The sequence below is a fragment of the Kitasatospora sp. NPDC089509 genome (assembly GCF_044749365.1).
Taxonomy (GTDB): domain Bacteria; phylum Actinomycetota; class Actinomycetes; order Streptomycetales; family Streptomycetaceae; genus Kitasatospora.
The window spans coordinates 660,248-677,448 of the sequence record NZ_JBIVHS010000003.1; the positions used below are offsets into that span (position 1 = coordinate 660,248).

At 71.1% G+C, this 17,201-nt stretch carries 17 protein-coding genes and 1 pseudogene; 12 read left to right on the forward strand and 6 right to left on the reverse strand.

Annotated elements, in window-relative coordinates:
• The first annotated feature begins 577 nt into the window (after positions 1 to 577).
• The 3 genes from ACIP4P_RS09345 to ACIP4P_RS09355 all read left to right on the forward strand — a co-directional run bounded on the left by ACIP4P_RS09345 (position 578) and on the right by ACIP4P_RS09355 (position 5,668).
• A complete protein-coding gene (locus ACIP4P_RS09345; protein WP_400916284.1) occupies positions 578 to 1,906 on the forward strand; it encodes an alpha/beta hydrolase in 1,329 nt (442 codons plus the stop codon).
• A 376-nt stretch (positions 1,907 to 2,282) separates the two neighbouring features.
• On the forward strand, positions 2,283 to 3,116 hold the full coding sequence (locus ACIP4P_RS09350; RefSeq protein ID WP_400916286.1) for an ABC transporter ATP-binding protein: 834 nt from the start codon (positions 2,283 to 2,285) through the stop codon (positions 3,114 to 3,116).
• Entirely contained in the window at positions 3,113 to 5,668 is a 2,556-nt protein-coding gene (locus ACIP4P_RS09355) for an ABC transporter permease (RefSeq protein ID WP_400916288.1), read from the forward strand. The genes ACIP4P_RS09350 and ACIP4P_RS09355 overlap by 4 nt, the downstream gene beginning before the upstream one ends.
• A gap of 554 nt (positions 5,669 to 6,222) precedes the next feature.
• Here ACIP4P_RS09355 and ACIP4P_RS09360 read toward each other — a convergent pair.
• Complete coding sequence (locus tag ACIP4P_RS09360; protein ID WP_400916290.1) at positions 6,223 to 6,567, reverse strand: hypothetical protein; 345 nt, start codon at positions 6,565 to 6,567, stop codon at positions 6,223 to 6,225.
• 3 nt (positions 6,568 to 6,570) lie between these two features.
• On the opposite strand from ACIP4P_RS09360, the gene ACIP4P_RS09365 reads away from it, so the two are divergent.
• The gene (locus ACIP4P_RS09365; RefSeq protein WP_400916292.1) at positions 6,571 to 6,714 is read left to right on the forward strand and encodes a hypothetical protein; all 144 of its coding nucleotides are present in this window, start codon (positions 6,571 to 6,573) and stop codon (positions 6,712 to 6,714) included.
• 2 nt (positions 6,715 to 6,716) lie between these two features.
• On the opposite strand, the gene ACIP4P_RS09370 is transcribed toward ACIP4P_RS09365, so the two are convergent.
• Complete coding sequence (locus ACIP4P_RS09370) at positions 6,717 to 7,244, reverse strand: ferredoxin (protein WP_400916294.1); 528 nt, start codon at positions 7,242 to 7,244, stop codon at positions 6,717 to 6,719.
• A gap of 227 nt (positions 7,245 to 7,471) precedes the next feature.
• Between ACIP4P_RS09370 and murJ the strand changes: the two genes are divergently transcribed.
• Together murJ and ACIP4P_RS09380 are read left to right on the forward strand one after the other, a co-directional pair.
• A complete protein-coding gene (murJ, locus tag ACIP4P_RS09375) occupies positions 7,472 to 9,136 on the forward strand; it encodes a murein biosynthesis integral membrane protein MurJ (RefSeq protein ID WP_400916296.1) in 1,665 nt (554 codons plus the stop codon).
• 95 nt (positions 9,137 to 9,231) lie between these two features.
• Entirely contained in the window at positions 9,232 to 9,468 is a 237-nt protein-coding gene (locus ACIP4P_RS09380) for a hypothetical protein (protein WP_400916298.1), read from the forward strand.
• A gap of 120 nt (positions 9,469 to 9,588) precedes the next feature.
• Here ACIP4P_RS09380 and ACIP4P_RS09385 read toward each other — a convergent pair whose 3' ends face one another.
• Positions 9,589 to 9,921 carry a hypothetical protein gene (locus tag ACIP4P_RS09385; protein WP_400916300.1) on the reverse strand — a complete coding sequence of 111 codons (333 nt, stop codon included), beginning with the start codon at positions 9,919 to 9,921 and terminating at the stop codon, positions 9,589 to 9,591.
• Positions 9,922 to 9,943: 22 nt separating this feature from the next.
• Positions 9,944 to 10,348: a DUF6192 family protein gene (locus ACIP4P_RS09390; protein ID WP_400916302.1), complete on the reverse strand. Its 405-nt coding sequence runs from the start codon at positions 10,346 to 10,348 to the stop codon at positions 9,944 to 9,946.
• A gap of 305 nt (positions 10,349 to 10,653) precedes the next feature.
• Between ACIP4P_RS09390 and ACIP4P_RS09395 the strand changes: the two genes are divergently transcribed.
• Positions 10,654 to 11,007, forward strand: coding sequence for a hypothetical protein (locus ACIP4P_RS09395; protein ID WP_400916432.1), 354 nt, complete (start codon positions 10,654 to 10,656; stop codon positions 11,005 to 11,007).
• Between the two features lie 35 nt (positions 11,008 to 11,042).
• Positions 11,043 to 11,844 (forward strand): annotated as a pseudogene (locus ACIP4P_RS09400) (transposase).
• A 304-nt stretch (positions 11,845 to 12,148) separates the two neighbouring features.
• Here ACIP4P_RS09400 and ACIP4P_RS09405 read toward each other — a convergent pair.
• Together ACIP4P_RS09405 and ACIP4P_RS09410 are read right to left on the reverse strand one after the other, a co-directional pair.
• Positions 12,149 to 13,012 (reverse strand): hypothetical protein, encoded by an 864-nt coding sequence (locus ACIP4P_RS09405; RefSeq protein ID WP_400916304.1) that lies wholly within the window; start codon positions 13,010 to 13,012, stop codon positions 12,149 to 12,151.
• Between the two features lie 788 nt (positions 13,013 to 13,800).
• Positions 13,801 to 14,364 (reverse strand): flavoprotein, encoded by a 564-nt coding sequence (locus ACIP4P_RS09410; protein WP_400916306.1) that lies wholly within the window; start codon positions 14,362 to 14,364, stop codon positions 13,801 to 13,803.
• Positions 14,365 to 14,503: 139 nt separating this feature from the next.
• Here ACIP4P_RS09410 and ACIP4P_RS09415 point away from each other — a divergent pair, with 139 nt between their 5' ends.
• The 4 genes from ACIP4P_RS09415 (at position 14,504) to ACIP4P_RS09430 (ending at position 17,132) form a co-directional block, all read left to right on the forward strand.
• Positions 14,504 to 15,664, forward strand: a complete 1,161-nt coding sequence (locus ACIP4P_RS09415) for a helix-turn-helix domain-containing protein (RefSeq protein ID WP_400916433.1) — start codon at positions 14,504 to 14,506, stop codon at positions 15,662 to 15,664.
• 91 nt (positions 15,665 to 15,755) lie between these two features.
• Positions 15,756 to 16,385 (forward strand): hypothetical protein, encoded by a 630-nt coding sequence (locus ACIP4P_RS09420; protein WP_400916308.1) that lies wholly within the window; start codon positions 15,756 to 15,758, stop codon positions 16,383 to 16,385.
• Entirely contained in the window at positions 16,382 to 16,717 is a 336-nt protein-coding gene (locus ACIP4P_RS09425) for a hypothetical protein (protein ID WP_400916310.1), read from the forward strand. The genes ACIP4P_RS09420 and ACIP4P_RS09425 overlap by 4 nt, the downstream gene beginning before the upstream one ends.
• Positions 16,710 to 17,132: a hypothetical protein gene (locus tag ACIP4P_RS09430; protein WP_400916312.1), complete on the forward strand. Its 423-nt coding sequence runs from the start codon at positions 16,710 to 16,712 to the stop codon at positions 17,130 to 17,132. Before ACIP4P_RS09425 ends, ACIP4P_RS09430 begins: the two co-directional genes overlap by 8 nt.
• Positions 17,133 to 17,201: the final 69 nt, after the last annotated feature.

Below are 17,201 nucleotides of genomic sequence, written 5' to 3' on the forward strand. Positions count from 1 at the left end.
ACGGATCACAGGGCCCAGGAGAATCTGATGATGTCGCGGGCACTCGGTGCCCCATGGCACCGGATCCCCTGCAGTAGCCGACCTCTGGTCAGCCGTGCACGAATTGACGTATCTCAATGCTTTGCTCTGATTTGGTTAAGTCTTTACTATTACAGCATTAACATATCCGGCATATCGGACATCTGATATAACGTTTACATCTCGGGGGTCCGCCCGGGCGAGCAGGCGGTTGACCCCGTGCGATCAGGTCGGGCGGCTTCGCGCAGCCGGGCCGTCACGGGGTCGTCGGTGTGTCAGCGGGTGGGCCACGTGGCGATGGTGTGATGGCCGGGTGGTATGAGTGTGCGGTGCATCCGATGATCACCCGGTTCTCCCGCCACACCCTGTCCGCCCTCGTCGCCACCGTCCTGCTGGCCGGTTGCACCAGCGCCGGGGCAGGGGACCCGACGGCCGACGGCGCCGCCTGGGCACCCGCCGGTGCCGACCCGGCACTCCGCCACTTCTACGGCCAGCGGATCGACTGGACGGCCTGTGCGGACAACCCCCGGACACCGGACGGCTACCGGTCCCCGGTGCAGTGCGCCAAGCTCAGGGTGCCGCTCGACTACGCCCGCCCCGGCGACGACGCCCTCGACGTGGCACTCGTGCGCTACGCCGCCGCCCGGCCGGAGAAGCGGATCGGCGCGCTCCTCGTCAACGCCGGAGGCCCCGGGGGCTCCGGCGCCGTCATGCTCGCGCGCAACCCCGGCGCGTTCGACGGGCCCTGCACGACCGCTTCGACATCATCGGCTTCGATCCGCGGGGTGCCGCCGGCACCACCCCCGTCAACTGCCTCGACGACCGGGCCCGCGACGACCGGCTCGCCACCGACCGGCCCGCCGCCGACCACGCCGCCGTGCTCGCCGAGGCCTGCCGGGCGGCGTACGGCAAGGTGCTGCCCCACGTCGGGACCCGCGACACCGCCCGCGACATGGACGTCCTGCGCGGCGCCCTGCGGGACGACAAGCTCAACTACCTCGGGCTCTCCTACGGCACCTACCTCGGCGGTCTCTACGCCGAGCAGTTCCCGGACCGCGTCGGCCGCCTGGTCCTCGACGGCCCGCTCCCCTCCTCCGCGACGGTGACCGAGAACAACGTCGAACTGCAGGCCGGCCTCGAAAGCGCCCTCAAGGCGTTCGCCGCCGACTGCACCAACCAGGCCTCGTGCCCGCTCGGCACCGACCGCGGACAGGCCGCGCAGAAGCTCGCCGACTTCCTCGACGGGCTCGCCGATCACCCGCTGCCCGCCAGCCGCGGACGTACCCTCACCGCGGCCCTCGCCTGGGCCGCCGTGCTGAGGGAGCTCTCGGGCGGCAGCCAGACCTGGGCGGAACTGTACGAACCGCTGAACCGGGCCATGACGCGCGGCGACGGCGACGACTTGCTCAAGCTCGCCGACGTGGCCAACGGCCGCGGCGACCAGGGCCGTTACGGCGTCTCCGCCGACGCCCCGACCGCGATCGCCTGCGCCGACAGCGCCACGAGCTCCCCGACCCCCGACCGGCTGAGCACCGCGCTCGCGGACCTCGCCGCCAAGGCCCCGCTGGTCAGCAAGCACGGGCCCGAGGCGGCCGCGCTCGATCCGGACTGCCGCGCGTGGCCGTTCCGCAGCCCCGAGCAGCCGCACGCGATCCGCGCGGCGAGCGGATCCACCCCCGTCCTGGTCGTCGGCTCCACCGCCGACCCGCTGACGCCCTACGCCGGAGCGCAGCGGTTCACGGCCGAACTCGGCAACGCCGTCCTGCTCACGCGCGACGGCGACGGCCACACCGCCTACGTGCACAGCAACTGCATCCGTGCCGCGGTCCAGGCCTACCTGACCGAAGGCCTGGTACCGGCTGCGGGAACGCACTGCTCAAGCATCTGACGGGCTCGGGCGGGGGCCGGCCAGCTCCGCACGGCTCGCCGGTCAACTCCGGCGACCGGATCCCCCGGTGCCCGGGTCGGGGCGTTCCCGCAGGCCGCGGAAGAAGGTGCGGATGTCGGCGACCAGCAGGTCCGGGTGGTGAACTGCGGGAAGGTGTTGAGAAGCCGGCGACCTGCTGCTGCCCGTCCAGGGCGACGCCGCGCCCGTCGGGGTCGATCCCTGAACCGCGCGCCGCCTGCGGCGCGATCCCGCCGGAGCGGGGGTGGGGCTAACCCCACCCCCGGTCCGCCAGCGGCCACCATGGTCCGCCGCGGCCCGCCTTCCTAACGTGGAACCCGTCGATGACCACTGACGATTCCCGAAGGAAGGCCCCTTCATGGCACGCCGGCCCGACCGCCCGACCCCCGATCCGTACGCCGCACCGCACGCCGCCCCGCGGGCCGTTCCGCAGGCCGTCGCGCAGATCGGCCCCGCGATCGAACTGTGCGGGGTGCGGCGCAGTTACGGCCGCGGCGGCGAGGCCGTGCACGCGCTGCGCGGGATCGACCTGGCGCTCGCGCGCGGCAGCTTCACCGCCGTGATGGGGCCCTCCGGATCCGGCAAGTCCACCTTCCTGCAGTGCGCGGCGGGCCTGGACCGCCCGGACGCGGGCCAGGTCCGGCTCGGCGGCGAGGAGCTCACCGGGCTGAGCGAGAACCGGCTCACCATGCTGCGCCGCAGTCGGATCGGCTTCGTCTTCCAGTCCTTCAACCTGCTGCCCTCGCTGAGCGTCGAACAGAACGTCCTGCTCCCGCAGCGCCTGGCGGGCGAGCGCCAGGACCGCGCCCGGGCCCGGGAGTTGCTGCAGCAGGTGGGCCTCGGTGAGCACGCCCGGCGGCGGCCCGGGCAGCTGTCCGGCGGACAGCAGCAGCGGGTGGCGATCGCCCGGGCACTGATCACCCGCCCGGACGTGGTGTTCGCCGACGAGCCGACCGGCGCGCTGGACACCCGTACCGCGCACGAGGTGCTCGCCCTGCTGCGCCGGGCGGTGGACGACCTGGGTGCGACCGTGGTGATGGTGACCCACGACCCGGTGGCGGCCTCCTTCGCCGACCGGGTGCTGTTCCTGGCCGGTGGTGCGATCGTGGACGACCTGCCGTACCCGACCACGCAGGCCGTGGCGGACCGGATGGTCGCGCTCACCGCCCGTCCGGTGGGGGCGGCGGCATGACGAACGGACTCGCCCGCGCCTCCGTCCGCTTCCGCCCCGCCTCCTTCGTGGGCACCATGGTCGCCCTGCTGGTGGGCGCCGCGGTGGTGGTGGCCTGCGGCACCCTGCTGCAGACCGGGCTGACCGCGAGCCTGCCGCCGGTCCGCTACGCCGCCGCTCCCGTGGTGGTCGCGGCGGAGCAGCGGGTGGCGATCAAGACCACGTTCGGCAAGGACGACACCGAGACGGTCGAGCAGGCCACCCCGGAGCGGGCAAGGATGGACGCCGCGCTGGTGAGCCGGATCGCCGCCCTGCCCGGGGTCGCGGCCGCCCGTCCGGACACCGCCTTCCCCCTGCCCGCGACGGCCGCCGCCCCCGCGACCCCCGCGACGTCCGCCACCCCCGCCCTGACTGGCCGGTCCTACGCCGCGCTCGGCATCGCCGGGCCGCAGGACGTCCTAGTCGAGGGCCGTGCCCCCGGCGTGAACGAGGTCGTGCTGGACGCCGACACGGCGCGCGCCGCCCACCTTGCGCCCGGCGCGAGCCTCACTCTGACCGCCCCCGGCGGCACCGCGGGCTACCGCGTCTCCGGCCTCGCCGCCGCCCAGGCCGCCGGCCCCACCGCCTGGTTCGCCGACGCCACCGCCGACCGCCTCTCCGGCCACCCCGGCCGGATCGACGCCGTCGCCGTCCAGCCCCGCGAGGGCGTCACCGCAGCCGCCCTGGCCTCGCAGGTCCGCCAGGCGGTCGGCGCCGACGCCGACGTCCTCACCGGCGACGAGCGCGCCACCGTGGAACAGCCCGCCCTGCGCGAGGCCCGCTCCATGCTCAGCATGCTCGGCGGCATCTTCGGCGGCTACACCACCATGACCGCGATCTTCGTGGTGATGAGCACCGTCGCCCTCGCCACCGGCCAGCGCGCCCGCGAGTTCGCCCTGCTGCGCGCCATCGGCGCCACCCCGCGTCAGATCCGCCGCACCATCGCCACCGAGGCGATGCTGGTCGCGCCCGTCGCCGGGGCGCTCGGCATCCTGCCCGGAGTCGCCCTCGCGCACTGGTGGTTCGACCAGCTGGTCGAACGCGGCGCCGTCCCCGCCGGGATCCGCCTCGACGTCGGCCCGCTGCCGATGCTGGTCGCCGTCGCGACGTGCACCCTCGCCGCGCTCACCGCCGGCTTCCTGGCCGCACGCCGCCCGTCCAAGCTGCGCCCCGGACAGGCGCTCGGCGAGGCCGCCGTCGAGCCGCCCCGCCCGGGGAAGGTGCGCACCGCCATCGGGCTGCTGTTCGCCGCGGTCGGGGTGGTGGCCGCCGTCTTCGCGTCCGCACTGGACGGCGCCGCGGCCGCCCAGACCGCGCAGGGCGTGGTGATGGCCTTCATGCTGGCCGTCGCCCTGCTCGGCCCCCACCTGGCCCGGCTCGCCGCCGCCGTGCTCGGCGCCCCGCTGCGGGTCTGTGGTGCCACCGGTTCGCTGGCCGCGGACAACTCCCGCGCCAACGCCCGCCGGATGGCCTCCGCGTTCACTCCGATCGTGCTGGTCACCGCCTTCTGCGGGACCCTGCTGGTGATCCAGAGCACCCTGAGCCACGCCACCGGCGAGAACGTCCGCACCGGCATCACCGCCGACCACGTCCTCACGGCCACCGGCCCCGGTCTGCCCACCGGCACCACCGAGCGGACGGCCAAGGTGCCCGGCGTGGACACCGCGGTCGGCGTGCTGCGTACCGCCGTCGTCCACCGGCAGAACGGGCAGCTCGGCTCCGCCCCGGCCCTCGGCGTGGACGGCGACCCGGCCCGGCTGCCCAAGGTGCTCGACCTGGGCGTGCGCAGCGGCTCGCTCGCCGACCTCGGCCGCGCCCCCGACACCGTCGCTCTGGACGCCGCCCTGGCCGACGTCCTGGACGTCAAGGTCGGCGACCGCGTCCCGCTCTGGCTCGGCGACGGCACCGCCGTGCGGCCCGTCCTGGTCGCCGTGTACGACCGCGGACTCGGCTTCGGCCGGGCCCTGCTGCCCCGGGCGGCCGTCGCCGCCCACGTCACCGCCGGATACGACAGCCAGGTGCTGGTCGCCGACGGGCCGGGCGCCGACCGTACGGCGGTGGCCGCCGCACTCGGCCGCCTGGGCGGCGTCGAGGTGGGCGACCGGGCCGGGTTCGTCGCCCGCTCCGACAAGGACATGGAACTCAACGGCTGGGCCAACACCGTGATGGCCGCCGTCCTCGGCGGGTTCGCCGCCGTCGCCGCCGTCAACACCCTGGCGATGACGGTACTGGACCGGCGCCGCGAGGTCGCGCTGCTGCGGCTGGCCGGCACCACCCGGCGACAGGTGCGCGGCATGATCCGCTGGGAGGCGCTGCTGGTCGCGGCCGCCGGGCTGGCGCTCGGCGCGGCGATCGCCTGGATCACCCTGGTCCCGGTCGCCCGGGGGATCGCCGGCACCGCCCCGTACGTCCCCGCGACCCTCGTCCTGCCACTGGCCGGCGCAGCCGTACTGCTCTGCCTCGGCGCGATGGGACTGCCCACCCGGGCACTGCTGCGGACCCGACCGGTGGCGGCGGGCGCGGCTCGGCAGTGAAGGCGCGGCTGCACGTATGACAGGCGGTTAGCCGCGCTCTCGCACGGGGCCGGGCCCGTGGGACGCGGACCGGAAGGACACCGCCGACCCGCGCCCGGCCCGTATGCCGCTACCGCTCCACGAACCGCCACGGCCGCCGCCCGCACGGCCGCGAACCCGGGGCCGCCCCCGATACCGGTCGTCGACAGCAGGTGGCTGGTCCGCCCCCGGACCGGGCCAGCCACCGCGCTGCGCCCGCACCCACCGCCCGAGCTGCTCGCCCTCGGACACGGTCCCCCTGGGCAGCGTGGCCCACTCGACCAGGCCGTCGTACCCCAGCCACCACTGCCGCGCGGTGGCACAGGTGCACTGCCAGGTGATCGGCCATCAGGGGCCCCGCCGCGGGTCGATCTCCTCCTACACGGCCCGGCGCTCCGGCGCGAGCGCCCACCGGTCGTCGTCCGGCCCGCCGTCGTGCGGGCCGGGGGCGGGGGCTACCGGATCAGCTGCGGGATGAGCGTCAGGAGCTCCTCCCGACCCCGGCCTGATGGGTAAGGGGCCGGACCGCGGCCCGCTCACGCTACGTCGGCGAGAATCAGTTCGGCCATGGCGAGCAAGCCCCTGAAAGCCCTGAGCCCCTCCCGGTACTCCGTCGAACGTGCGAGCAGTGCCACAGCCGCACGCAGCTCCGGGAGGCAGCCCCGAAGAACCCCGGCGTCATCCGGGCCGGTAACGCCATCGTTCCTGAGGTAGGCCATGACGCAGCCGGCCATGGTGAAATCCAGGTAGGCCAGATCGTGTCTGCGGTCGAACGGCACGTCGGGGAACGGCCCGGGATGGTGCGCGGCCCACAGGAGGGCCACCTCGCTGACGATCGCCCGGTGCCGGTCGGGCCCGGGAGGCGGGATGAGGGTGATCACGAAGTGATCCTCCCGCACTCATCGGGCTTCACCCGCCGCCAACTCGTCAACCGGCTCGTCGGCATCCTGCACGACTGCCTCAAGACCGGTACACCGTACGACGAGGCGACAGCCCGGTCCCAGCAAGCCCACGCACCCGCCGCGTGACGCTACAGCTGGGGCAACCGGTCACCGGGTGTGGGGGACCGCCGCTCTTCCAGCCAGTAGAGGTAGATCCGCAGGTCACTTGCCAGGCCACCGGCGATGTAGAGCTCGAAATCGCGGACGGCGGCGGCTATGCCCTGGTCTGCCCAGGCATCGCCCTCATCCCATCTGCTCCGCTGGTCGGACAGGTACTGCACGACCTGGCCGCGACTACGCCACCACTCCCGGACCGTTTCCGGCGTCCATCGGGAGTCGCCGTCACAGCCGTACCCGAGGAACGGGTCGTTGTCCGCCGCCTCGATCAGCAGGGCCGTGTCCGCAGGCGTCCTGGGCTGGCGGTAGACGTACTCGCTGAGGTACTCGCCCCCGTAGAGGACGTGGGCGGGTGCCGAGAGCCGCCCCGTCCAGCAGGTGTCGGTCTCCCCGCCGTAGAAGGGCCCGGGGACGTTGAGCCACAGTCGGTCCTCCCACCGGCCCCGAAAGGCATCGCGGTCGTGGCCGAGGACGGCCATCGGGTCGAAGTAGAGCGTCATCCGCCGAGAGTAGGGCATCCGTTCGAGCTGATCGACGGCCTGCCGATGGGCTGGTCCCCTGGCTCACACACTCGCCGTTTGACTCTCCAGCTCATGGGATGCCTGTCAACTCCGCGTGTTGACAGCGAGCACCACCTGAACCATGCCACCGCTCCGGTGCAAGTCTGCGACGGGCCCGAGTTCCAAGTCCTCACGTGCAGAGGAGGTTTGAGTCGTAGGTTGTGTTCATGATCGAGCAGGCGCCGTCCGAGCAGACAGAACGACCAAGCGCGAAACGCAGGAAGCATGCTGCGCCCAAGCGAGTTGAGGCCGGCGGGGTCCTTCGGTCGTCCGTACTGATGGCCGCCGGGACGGTCGTCTCGCGCGTCACCGGACTGATCCGGCAAGTGTTGCAAGCCGCGGCACTGGGTACCGGGCTGCTGGCCACCACCTACAACCAGGCCAATACGGTGCCCACCAGCTTGTACTTCCTGTTGATAGGCGGCGCGCTGAACTCCGTTCTGGTCCCGCAGCTGGTCCGGGCCCGGACGGAGGACCCCGACGGCGGGACGGCCTTCGAGCAGCGCCTGGTGACCCTTGTGCTGTGCGTACTCGGAGTCGGCGCCGCGCTGGCGACCTGGGCTGCTCCGGAGATCATCAGCATCTACCAGCGGGACACGCCGGCCACGCACGACGCGTTCGAGTTGACCGTGGTCTTCGCCCGCTTCCTGCTTCCCCAGATCTTCTTCTACGGCGTGTTCAGCATCTTCGGGCAGGTCCTCAACGCCCGGAACCGGTTCGGGGCGATGATGTGGACGCCGGTCCTGAACAACGTGGTCCTGATCACGATGTTCGGCCTCTACCTCGGCATGATGACCACTCCGGAGAACGTCTCGGACATCACCGGCGCCCAGGTCAGGCTGCTCGGTGTCGGAACGACCCTGGCCCTCGCCCTCCAAGCCATGGCGCTGGTTCCGTACGCCCGCGCGGCCGGATTCCGGCTGCGACCGAGCTTCCGCTGGCGGGGCGTCGGCCTGCGCAAGAGCATGAACGCGGCCCGCTGGACCCTGCTGTTCGTCCTGGCCAACCTCGTCGCGAGCACCGTGGTCACCCGCCTGGCCTCCGCCGCCGACGCCGCCCTGCCCAACGACGGCGTCGGCTACACCGCCTACAGCTACGCCCAGCAGATCTGGATGCTGCCCCAGTCGATCGTCACCGTGTCCCTGGTCACCGCTCTCCTCCCACGCATGAGCCGGGCGGCGGCCGAGCACCGTCTCGACGACCTCCGCGCCGACCTGTCCCGCGTGCTTCGGGTGAGCGGCGTCGTCATCGTCCCGGCAGCGTTCTTCTTCGTCGCCTTCGGCCCGCAGATCGCCCAACTGCTGTTCGCCCACGGTGCCGCCGACGCCGCGACAACCATTCCGCTGGGCCACATGCTTCAGGCCTTCGGTCTCGGGCTGGTCCCGTTCTCCGCCCAGTACCTCCTGCTGCGCGGCTTCTACGCGTTCGAGGACACCCGCACGCCGTTCCGCATGGCGTTGTGGATCAGTGCCATGAACATCGTTCTGGCTGTGGCCTGTCAGCTTCTGCTGCCCCCACGATGGGCGGTCACCGGGATGGCCGCCGCCTATGCCCTGTCGTACGCGGCCGGCCTCGTTCTGACGGCTCTGCGGCTGAGGAAGCGCACCGAGGGCCTGCTGGACGGCCGCCGGATCTGTCGCACCTACGCCAAGCTGACCGCATCCGCCATCGGCGCCGCATCCACCGGCTGGCTCGTCGCCCGTTTCTGCAGCCACAACCTGACATCGGTCGCCTCCCTGGCCGCGGGCGGCATCGTGATGGCGTTGCTGTTCGTTCTCCTCGCGCGACTTCTGCGAGTCGGTGAACTGCGTAGCCTGCCGCGGATGGGCTGACCCGGGAGTGAACGTTCTTCGGCTTGACGTTCAACCACAGGCATGCTGATTCAACCGGTCGCGGTGGCCGTCACCTCCGTGGAACGATCCGGGGCATGCGCCTGGCTACGGGCGGAGTCACCCCGGTCCTGCGGCTCGTGATGGTCAACGACCTTGGAGAGCACGATGGCTACGTCTGCGAGCCGACCAGCCCGCTGTTCCTTGCGCCAGGTGACCGGATCCTGTTCGACGGCATGAAGATGAACCTCACGGTGACTCGGGCAAGCGGTGAGACCTTCTCTCCGACCGGCAGGTGGGGCGTTCGCTGCAGCTACGGCCGCCCGCGACCTTGAGGCGCGGGCGTGTCACCCGGACGGGGATTTCCCGGACGGCGGAGTGGCCTTCGCGTGATCCTGAACTCGACCGAGATGGAAGGACTTGACGCGAAGGCCGCAGTGGTGGGTCAAACCGGGTTATCCGTTGCTCTCCGAAGCTGTCCAGCCACGGTCTTCGATCACTGGGAAGGCTTGCCGCGTGGCGACGATCCATGCATCGATCGCGCCATGGGAGGACCTGATCGCCTCGATCAAATCCTCGATGACGTCGAGCTTCGACCTGCCGACGTGCAGGATGAGGTCGTCCATTGACACCTCTGTGTACGACATGACCAGCTGCCACCAGAACCGCATGAGGTAGCGGCACTCCTGTGGCTCACGGTCGTCTGCCAGGCGATCATGTATGACCGCCTGGACGCGCCGCCGCTGGTCATCATCACGAAAGCCACTTCGAAGGTCGGTCAAGGTCACGACCGGACACTAGCAATCGTGTTCAGCCCAGGTAGAGCATCGAAGGCTGAGCTCGTGCGGCCAACCAGTAGTCCGGACAATCGTCGGCCATCGCCCGGGCCGCGACGTCCGGGCGCCGCAGCAGACCGGTGGTCACCTGGGCCGCGACATGGTCGTCGCGGGTCGGCTCCTCGACGACGCGGACCTTGCCCTCCGGCTCGACCTGGGCGACGACCGCAGGGCGGCGCAGGAAGTCGCCGGTCACCGTCGCGGCGACCTCCTCGTCCTTGGCGAGCGAGTGGATCGAGCTGACCTTCTCCTGCGGGGCGACCGGCTTCGCGACCTGTCGCTTGGCCTCGTCCGGCGTCCAGCGGGCCGTGCCCTCCGGCGGGCGCGTGCAGGGGGACCGCGGCGGGCAGGGTGTTGGGCAGGGTCCAGGCGCGGTCACGGCGCGCGGGCGGTCCCGGCGAAAGGAAGGGCTCGATCGTTTCGGGCCGGTGAAGCCACCACAGGGATCACCCCCCCCCGATCAGCTGACCCGAACCGATAATACGGAGGCCAAGGGTCGCCCCGTCATCGGGTGCAGGGTGGGACACCTGGTGCGGCTTGGTACGGTTGTCCGCATTTGAGTGGCCTAGAGGTGCGCTGGGCCTCAGACCTTGTGGAGGCTGGGCGGTGCAGTTCGTCTGTCGGAACTTTGGACTGTCGGATCTGCCGCGGCGCGGTCTCAGTTCACAGGAAGCCCCCTTGGAGGTGCTGCTCCTCGACATCGAGGCAGAACTCTCCATCAGGGACCAAGGGCGGGTGGTGTGGTCCGAGGAGGCGTTCCCCGTGGCCGAGCTGGCGTACCACCTGGCGCTCTGGCTTCAGAGTCCGGCTGCCGGCCAGGAGGACTTCGAGCTCGATTCGATGCAGGCAGATCCGGGGCTCATCCGCATCGCGCACGCCGATGACGGCTGGCGGATCGGCTCCATCCTCACGCCGGACTTCTGGACCTCACCCGTCGCCTGGGAAGCTCTCCTGGCAGAGATCAAGCAGTTCGACCGCTCCGTACGCGAGGGCATTGCCGCGATGGGCATCGAACCTGCCTTCATCCCAGAGCCCTGACGACTGTTCGGGCGGCGGGGTGCGGTGATCATGAAGTGCCTGGTGTGATCACGGCGTCACAGCCTTCCTGGATAGCGCCATTTGCCGGGCTGAGCCCGCGCCGTTTCCGCAGGCTCGTGGCCACGCCGCGCCGCGAGGGAGCGGACACGGTCCGGCGCGGGCGGCCATGGAGCCTGCCGCCGGAGGACCGAGTACTGCTGGTTGCGGCATATTGGCGCACCGACTTGACGCTGCGCCAGCTGGCTCCGCTCCCTCGGCGTCTCGAAGTCCGCGGCCAACCGCATCATCAACCACTTCGGCCCGTTGCTCGCGCTCCAGCCCCGCAAGCGGTTCCGCAAGGACACCGTGCTCATCGTGGACGGCACCCTGGTGCCCACCCGCGACCACACGGTGGCCGAACAGTCCAAGAACTACCGCTACTCCACCAACCACCAGGTGCTCATCGACGTTAACAGCCGCCTGGTCGTGGTGGTCGGCCGGCCCCTTCCGGGCAACCACAACGACTGCAAGGCATGGGCCGAGTCCGGGGCCAAAGCCGCAGTCGGCGACACTGTGACGACCGCCGACGGCGGCTACCCGGGAACCGGTCTGGTGATGCCTCACCGGCGCCGCAAGGGCGAGGAACTGCCCGAGTGGAAACAGGCACACAACAGGTCCCACAAACAGGTTCGCGCCCGCGTGGAGCAGGCCTTCGCCCGCATGAAGAGCTGGAAGATCCTTCGCGACTGCCGACTCAAGGGCGACGGCGTACACCACGCTATGAGTGGCATCGCCCGCCTTCACAGCCTCGCCCTCGCCGGATGGACGAGCGCGCCGCACGGCGATCGGCTTCGCTGAAACCCAACCGAAGATCAGTTACGGGACAAGTCTTGGTGGATGCTCATACTGTGGAATCCGGCCTATCGTTTCGGATCAATAGGTCGTTTCGAGGGAGAGATCATCACCGCAGCCACGAACAGGCTAGCGCTGTATGCCAGGACACCGATGAGCCAGGAAACCCACTGGGGTATATCGGTGCACCAGTCAACTGCCATTTTGACGGTCACCCCGCAGATCAGGCACGCCACCCAGGTCCTGACCGAGATGGTTGACGAGGCCGTCTTGTCTGAGCCCAGGCCCAAAAGCTCCTTGACGGACATCATCACAGCTGACTTGCCACGCACCCGGCAGCAGCACTGCCGACGTAGGTCCATGGTCCCCCAGCCAATTTGATGGCGGTCTTGCCAGCGATTTGCTTCACCGCCACGTTGGTCGTCGCCGTACCCACCCCGAGTGGCACGGTCCACTTGACAGCCCCGAGCCCGCATTCCTTGAGCTTGTCCCAGGTAACACTCCCGATCTTGTTCCAGTCCCAGGACAAGGGGTTGTACCAGGGGTCGGCGACAACGGGGTAGGCGGTGTCGGGGCGGGTGTCGATGTGCTGGACGAGGGCATTGCCGTCGAGGCGGTAGCCGGTCGGGACCGGGGCCCCGTTGGCGTCCTTGGCCCAGGGGGCGGCGAAGGCCCCCAGCGCTTCCCCGTTCTTGACCACGTTCACGCTGCCGTCCGCCTGCTGTTCGAGGATGGCGCCGTCGGGCAGGCCGAGGTCGAAGCGGTAGTCGCGGGCGGCGTCGGCGGTGCCGATGGTGACCAGGGTGCGTATGCCACCGTCGCGGGTGGGCTGGACAGCGAGGTCGGCCTTGCCGTCGGCGCCGGCGTCTGGGTACACCACCGTCCCGGCACCGGCGCGCACGCCGGTCACCGCGGAGGTCGCGGGAAGCATCAGGGTGACCCGCTCGCCGCCGGCGGCCGCCGTGACGGGCCCGGCGGAAGTCGTCGGCACGCTCAAGTCGTCGGGGGAGGCCGCGAGGTCGGTGGTCCCGGTGGCGCGTTCGACGACTGCCGCCGCCGTCGCGGCACGCTGCTTACTGCTGTCGGCCGAGGCCGCCGGAGCCGCCCCCAGGAGTAGGGAGGAAGCGGTGACCGTGACCACGGACCCGCACAACAAGCGCTGACGATGCTTCATGACGGCTCCCATCGTGAGGCTCTGACCGGCCGCCTGCCCGAGCGGCCGCCGTGTACAGAAAACTTTCATCGCAGAACGCCACAGAGGAAGAGACAGAAGGAAAATCGGGCAAATATGAGTCTTTGGTCCCGCATCGGGTGAGACGGTCAGAACTCCAGAGGCGCGGAGGGGTGGGACGGCGGGCACCGAGGTACCCGCTGTCCCGCTGGCGCACGGTCACCGGATCGGGCAGGTCACTTGCTCGTCGTGCCGTCGCCCTGTCGGGTCGAGAGTGCGACGGCGCACTTCACCGACGAGGCGGACCGCCGGCTGCGCCTGGACTCGGGTCGCACTCCTGGAGTCCTTCCCGCGTCGGCGTTGACCGGAGCGCCCGGTCGGCAGCCGCAAGCGCGGCGACGCGGCCTCGGCCGAAGGTCTCCCGATGGCTGGGGGCAATCACCACTGACGCGCAGGCGAGCCAGGGCAGCTGCGGCGAGGGCGGCTTCGAGTGGTCGGTTCCAGCCGGAGGCGGCTTCGAGCAGGGCGAGGATGCCCTTCTCCGCTCCGGGGCAGGCGGACTCGTACGGCCCCGTGCGGCGCAGAGGCTCGCGGCGGGACGGGAGCCGAGGCAGGCACGAGCGCGTCGGGAGTGAACGGGACGGTGTCAGATATACCAAGTGGCGATGGCCGTCCACTGCGACTCCAAGCGCCCCGAGCGTTGCCGAACGGCTGACCTCTTGAGGGGGCAGATCAGCTGAGCCTACCGAAGGAGACGCGGAAGAACTCCGTCGGTCGGTCCCGCGGCGGAACTACTCAAGCCTGTCGAGAGCAGGTGGGCGGAGGCCTTCGACTGCCGCGAGCGCGGCGCCCCACGGGTATGCCTCCGGTCGTCCCTGCCCGGGGGCGTTGGGGACGAAGCCGCCTTCGCCGAGCAGCACCTGGACACCGGCGTCGCGCAGGGTGGCGACGCTCCGGGGGAACTGGGGGTGCCCGGTGAGCGCGGTGTTCGTGCAGGGCATCACGGTCAGGGGGATCCCCTTGCCGATCGCCTCGGCCGCGAACCCTATGACCCAGGAGGTCGTGAGCCCGAGGGCCAGGCTGTTGATGCTGTTCATCGTGGCGGGCGCGAGCAGGACGGCGTTGGCGGGCGGCAGGACGTCAGGGTCGCCCGGTCGCCGGTAGGCGGACTTCACCGGGTAGCCGGTAAGGCGCTCCAGCTCCGGCAACTCGTCCTGGAGCCAGCTCGCCGCCGTCGGGGTGAGCCCGACGGCCACCTCCCACCCCCTGTCCTGGGCTTGGCGGACGACCTGCGCGAGGTTCAGGACCGGCGGGGCGGCGGAGCCGAAGAGGTACAGGACCCGGGTGCTGGACATAGTAGCCATCGAACCCTGTCGGCGCGGGCTGCGGCAACCCGGTCGAACCGCTGATGGGCGCGGCTACTTGGCGCTACCGTCGGATCACCGGGTTCGGACTCGCAAGGGGCACACCGTGAACGACTTCACGCCCGACACCGTGGGCAAGCGGATTCAGCAGACGCGCAAGCTCCGGCACATGACCCAGACGCAGCTCGCGCTGGACGCACAGATCTCGGTGTCGCACATGGCCCAGATCGAGCAGGGCAAGCGTCAGGCCGGCCCCGCCGTCCTCGCGTCCATCGCCCGGGCACTGTCCGTACCCGTGGCCGATCTCCAAGGGCGCCCGTACATCGAGGAGTTGCGGAAGGACCAGCTGGACGGGCTGATCCAGCCGATCCGGGAGTCGCTGGACATCTTCGACCTGGGAGCCGACCCGGAGGTCGCCCCGCGCGGGATCGAGGAACTGGTCGCGCACACGGACCGGGTGTGCGGTTTGATCCGCGCCTCGGACCTGCGGAGCGCGGCGGCCGAGCTGCCGGGCCTGATCACCGAGACGACGACCGCGGCGCACAGTACCCGCGACCGCCGCGCCTGGCAGGCCCTCGCCATGCAGTACCGCTCCAGCTACGACCTCGCGAGCAAGCTCGGCTTCCTGGACCTCGCGTCGATCTCCCTCGACCGCATGGGGTGGGCAGCGGAGCAGGCATCGGACGCCGTGACCGGCGCGATCAGGCAGTACAACCGGGCCCTGGCCTACCTGCGCGCCGGCCAGTACCACACCGGCATACGGATCGCCGAGTTGGCGCGGCAGACGGCCGAACAGGCCGACCCGGGTGTCGAGCGGGACGCCGTGACCGGACAGGTTCACCTCGGCATCGCGGTGCTCGCCGCGCGGAACAAGGACACGGAGGCGGCCGACGGCAACCTCGCGGCGGCCGAACGGATTGCCGGGCGCACGGGGGAGGTGCCGAGTCTCCTGTGGCTGTCCTTCGGGCCGACCAACGTCGCCGTTCACCGGGCGAGTTGCCTGATCGACCAAGCGCTCTACCACGACGCCCTGGCGGTCGCGCGTCGCGTGGAGATTCCCGCGGACTGGCCGGCCAGCCGCGCCGCGCACCACCATGCCGAGATCGCCCGCGCGTACCTGTGGACCGGCAGAAGCGAAGCGTCCTTCAACCGTCTCCTCCAGGCGCGCCGACTCGCCCCGCAGCAGTCCCGGCACAGCCCGACCGTCCGGGAGACGGTGGCCGGCCTGCTGCGCGCGCAGCGCCGACTTCCGGAGTCGATGACGAACTACGCCTCGTGGATCGGAATGTGACGGTCGACCAACACAGGGTTGTGATAGTTCCGGACGTGCAGAGGTCCGACCTTGTTCATGACGGATTCACCGACATGACAGGAGTCGCTGCATGCCCCGCTCGTTCGGCACCGCCAGTCCATGGCCTCCGCCCGGGGAGACGGTCGTCGCCGTCGAGGGCGGCACTATCTGGGACGCGGTGGCCACCGGTCAGAAGCTCGGTCTGGAGGCGCTCTCGATCCTCGAAGGAGAGACCGCCCGTCGGCCGGGTCCGGTGATCTGGGACGCCCGCCGGAAGCCGCGGATCTACTTCCTGGTGCCCCCTGGGAGCACCATCGCGGTCGAACCGTTCGGATGTCGACTCCTGAGCCTCGGCGACTACGTCGCCGTTCCCGGCGCCCTGGCCATCCAGCCGCTGGGCCCGCACTGGCTCGTGCCGCCGGACCCCGCCGATCCGGAGCGACTTGTCGACCCGCTGCTGCTCGCCTCCGCGATCGAGCGAGCCGCCAACGCCCGCTGGGCCACCGTCTTCTACGCGGGCAGCCATCACCTCCAGGTACTCGCCGGCGCTAAGCAGCTCGACGGCAGGGCTTGTCTGCGCTGTAACACCACCGAGCCGCCTCTCCACCCGGTCGGCAGCGGTGCCGCCCAGGACGACGCGGGAGTCGCGCGCCCCTTCGACCCGGTGTTCTGCACATCCCACCTGGAACCCGAGCTGATGCCGAAGGAGGCCTCGGAGTGACTCTTCCCGTCACTACCACGGCCGAGCGGCAGCGCGCCGCCGCGCACTGGCTCGCCTCCGCGGCCTCGGCGCCCGCCCTCGCCCACACCGACTGGCAGAAGAAGGGACTCGCCCTGGTGCCCGCCGGCACGGCGCGGGCCTGGAACCTCGCGGACGTGCCGTGCCTGGGCAGCGGTCGGACCGTCACCGTGCCGAAACCGGGCCTGACCCGGGACGACGGCGCCCCCGCCTTCTGGATTCTGCCGATGGACTCGCTCGGCGTGCTCTGCTCGCCCAGCCTCGTCGCCCACCTCATCCTCGCGGGCCGACGCCGGGGAGCGACCCGTGGCTAGGACCCCGATCGACGTCGACGCGGCCGCGGTCTTGCGCACGGTGGACCAGGCGGACGCCCTCGCGGCCCGGGCCCTCGCCGGCGAGGAACTCGCCGCCGCGGACCTGGACGCCCTCTACACGCTGTACGAGGAACTGACCGGTCACCTCATGCTCCTGCTCGCCGGGACCGAGGACAGGTACCGACACCTGCCGCCCGGCACGCGGATGCGGAACTTCGTGGCCGACGCCCTGCGCGTCGGCGGCAACCTGGTCGCCCGGCCGCTGCGCCTCGGTGTCATCGACATCGTCGTCATGGCGCCGATCTGCCGGCTGCTCCTGGTGCTGCACCAGGGAAAGGACACGTTCGCCCGCTACGTGGGCAACCGGCCGTTGGTCTGGGCGGACCAGGACGCCCAGGACGACCGGGTGAACTGAGCCGCTGGGGGGTGCCGCAGAGGCCCCAACTGCCGCTACGGCAGCGGTCCGTAGCGTGCTGACGACGAG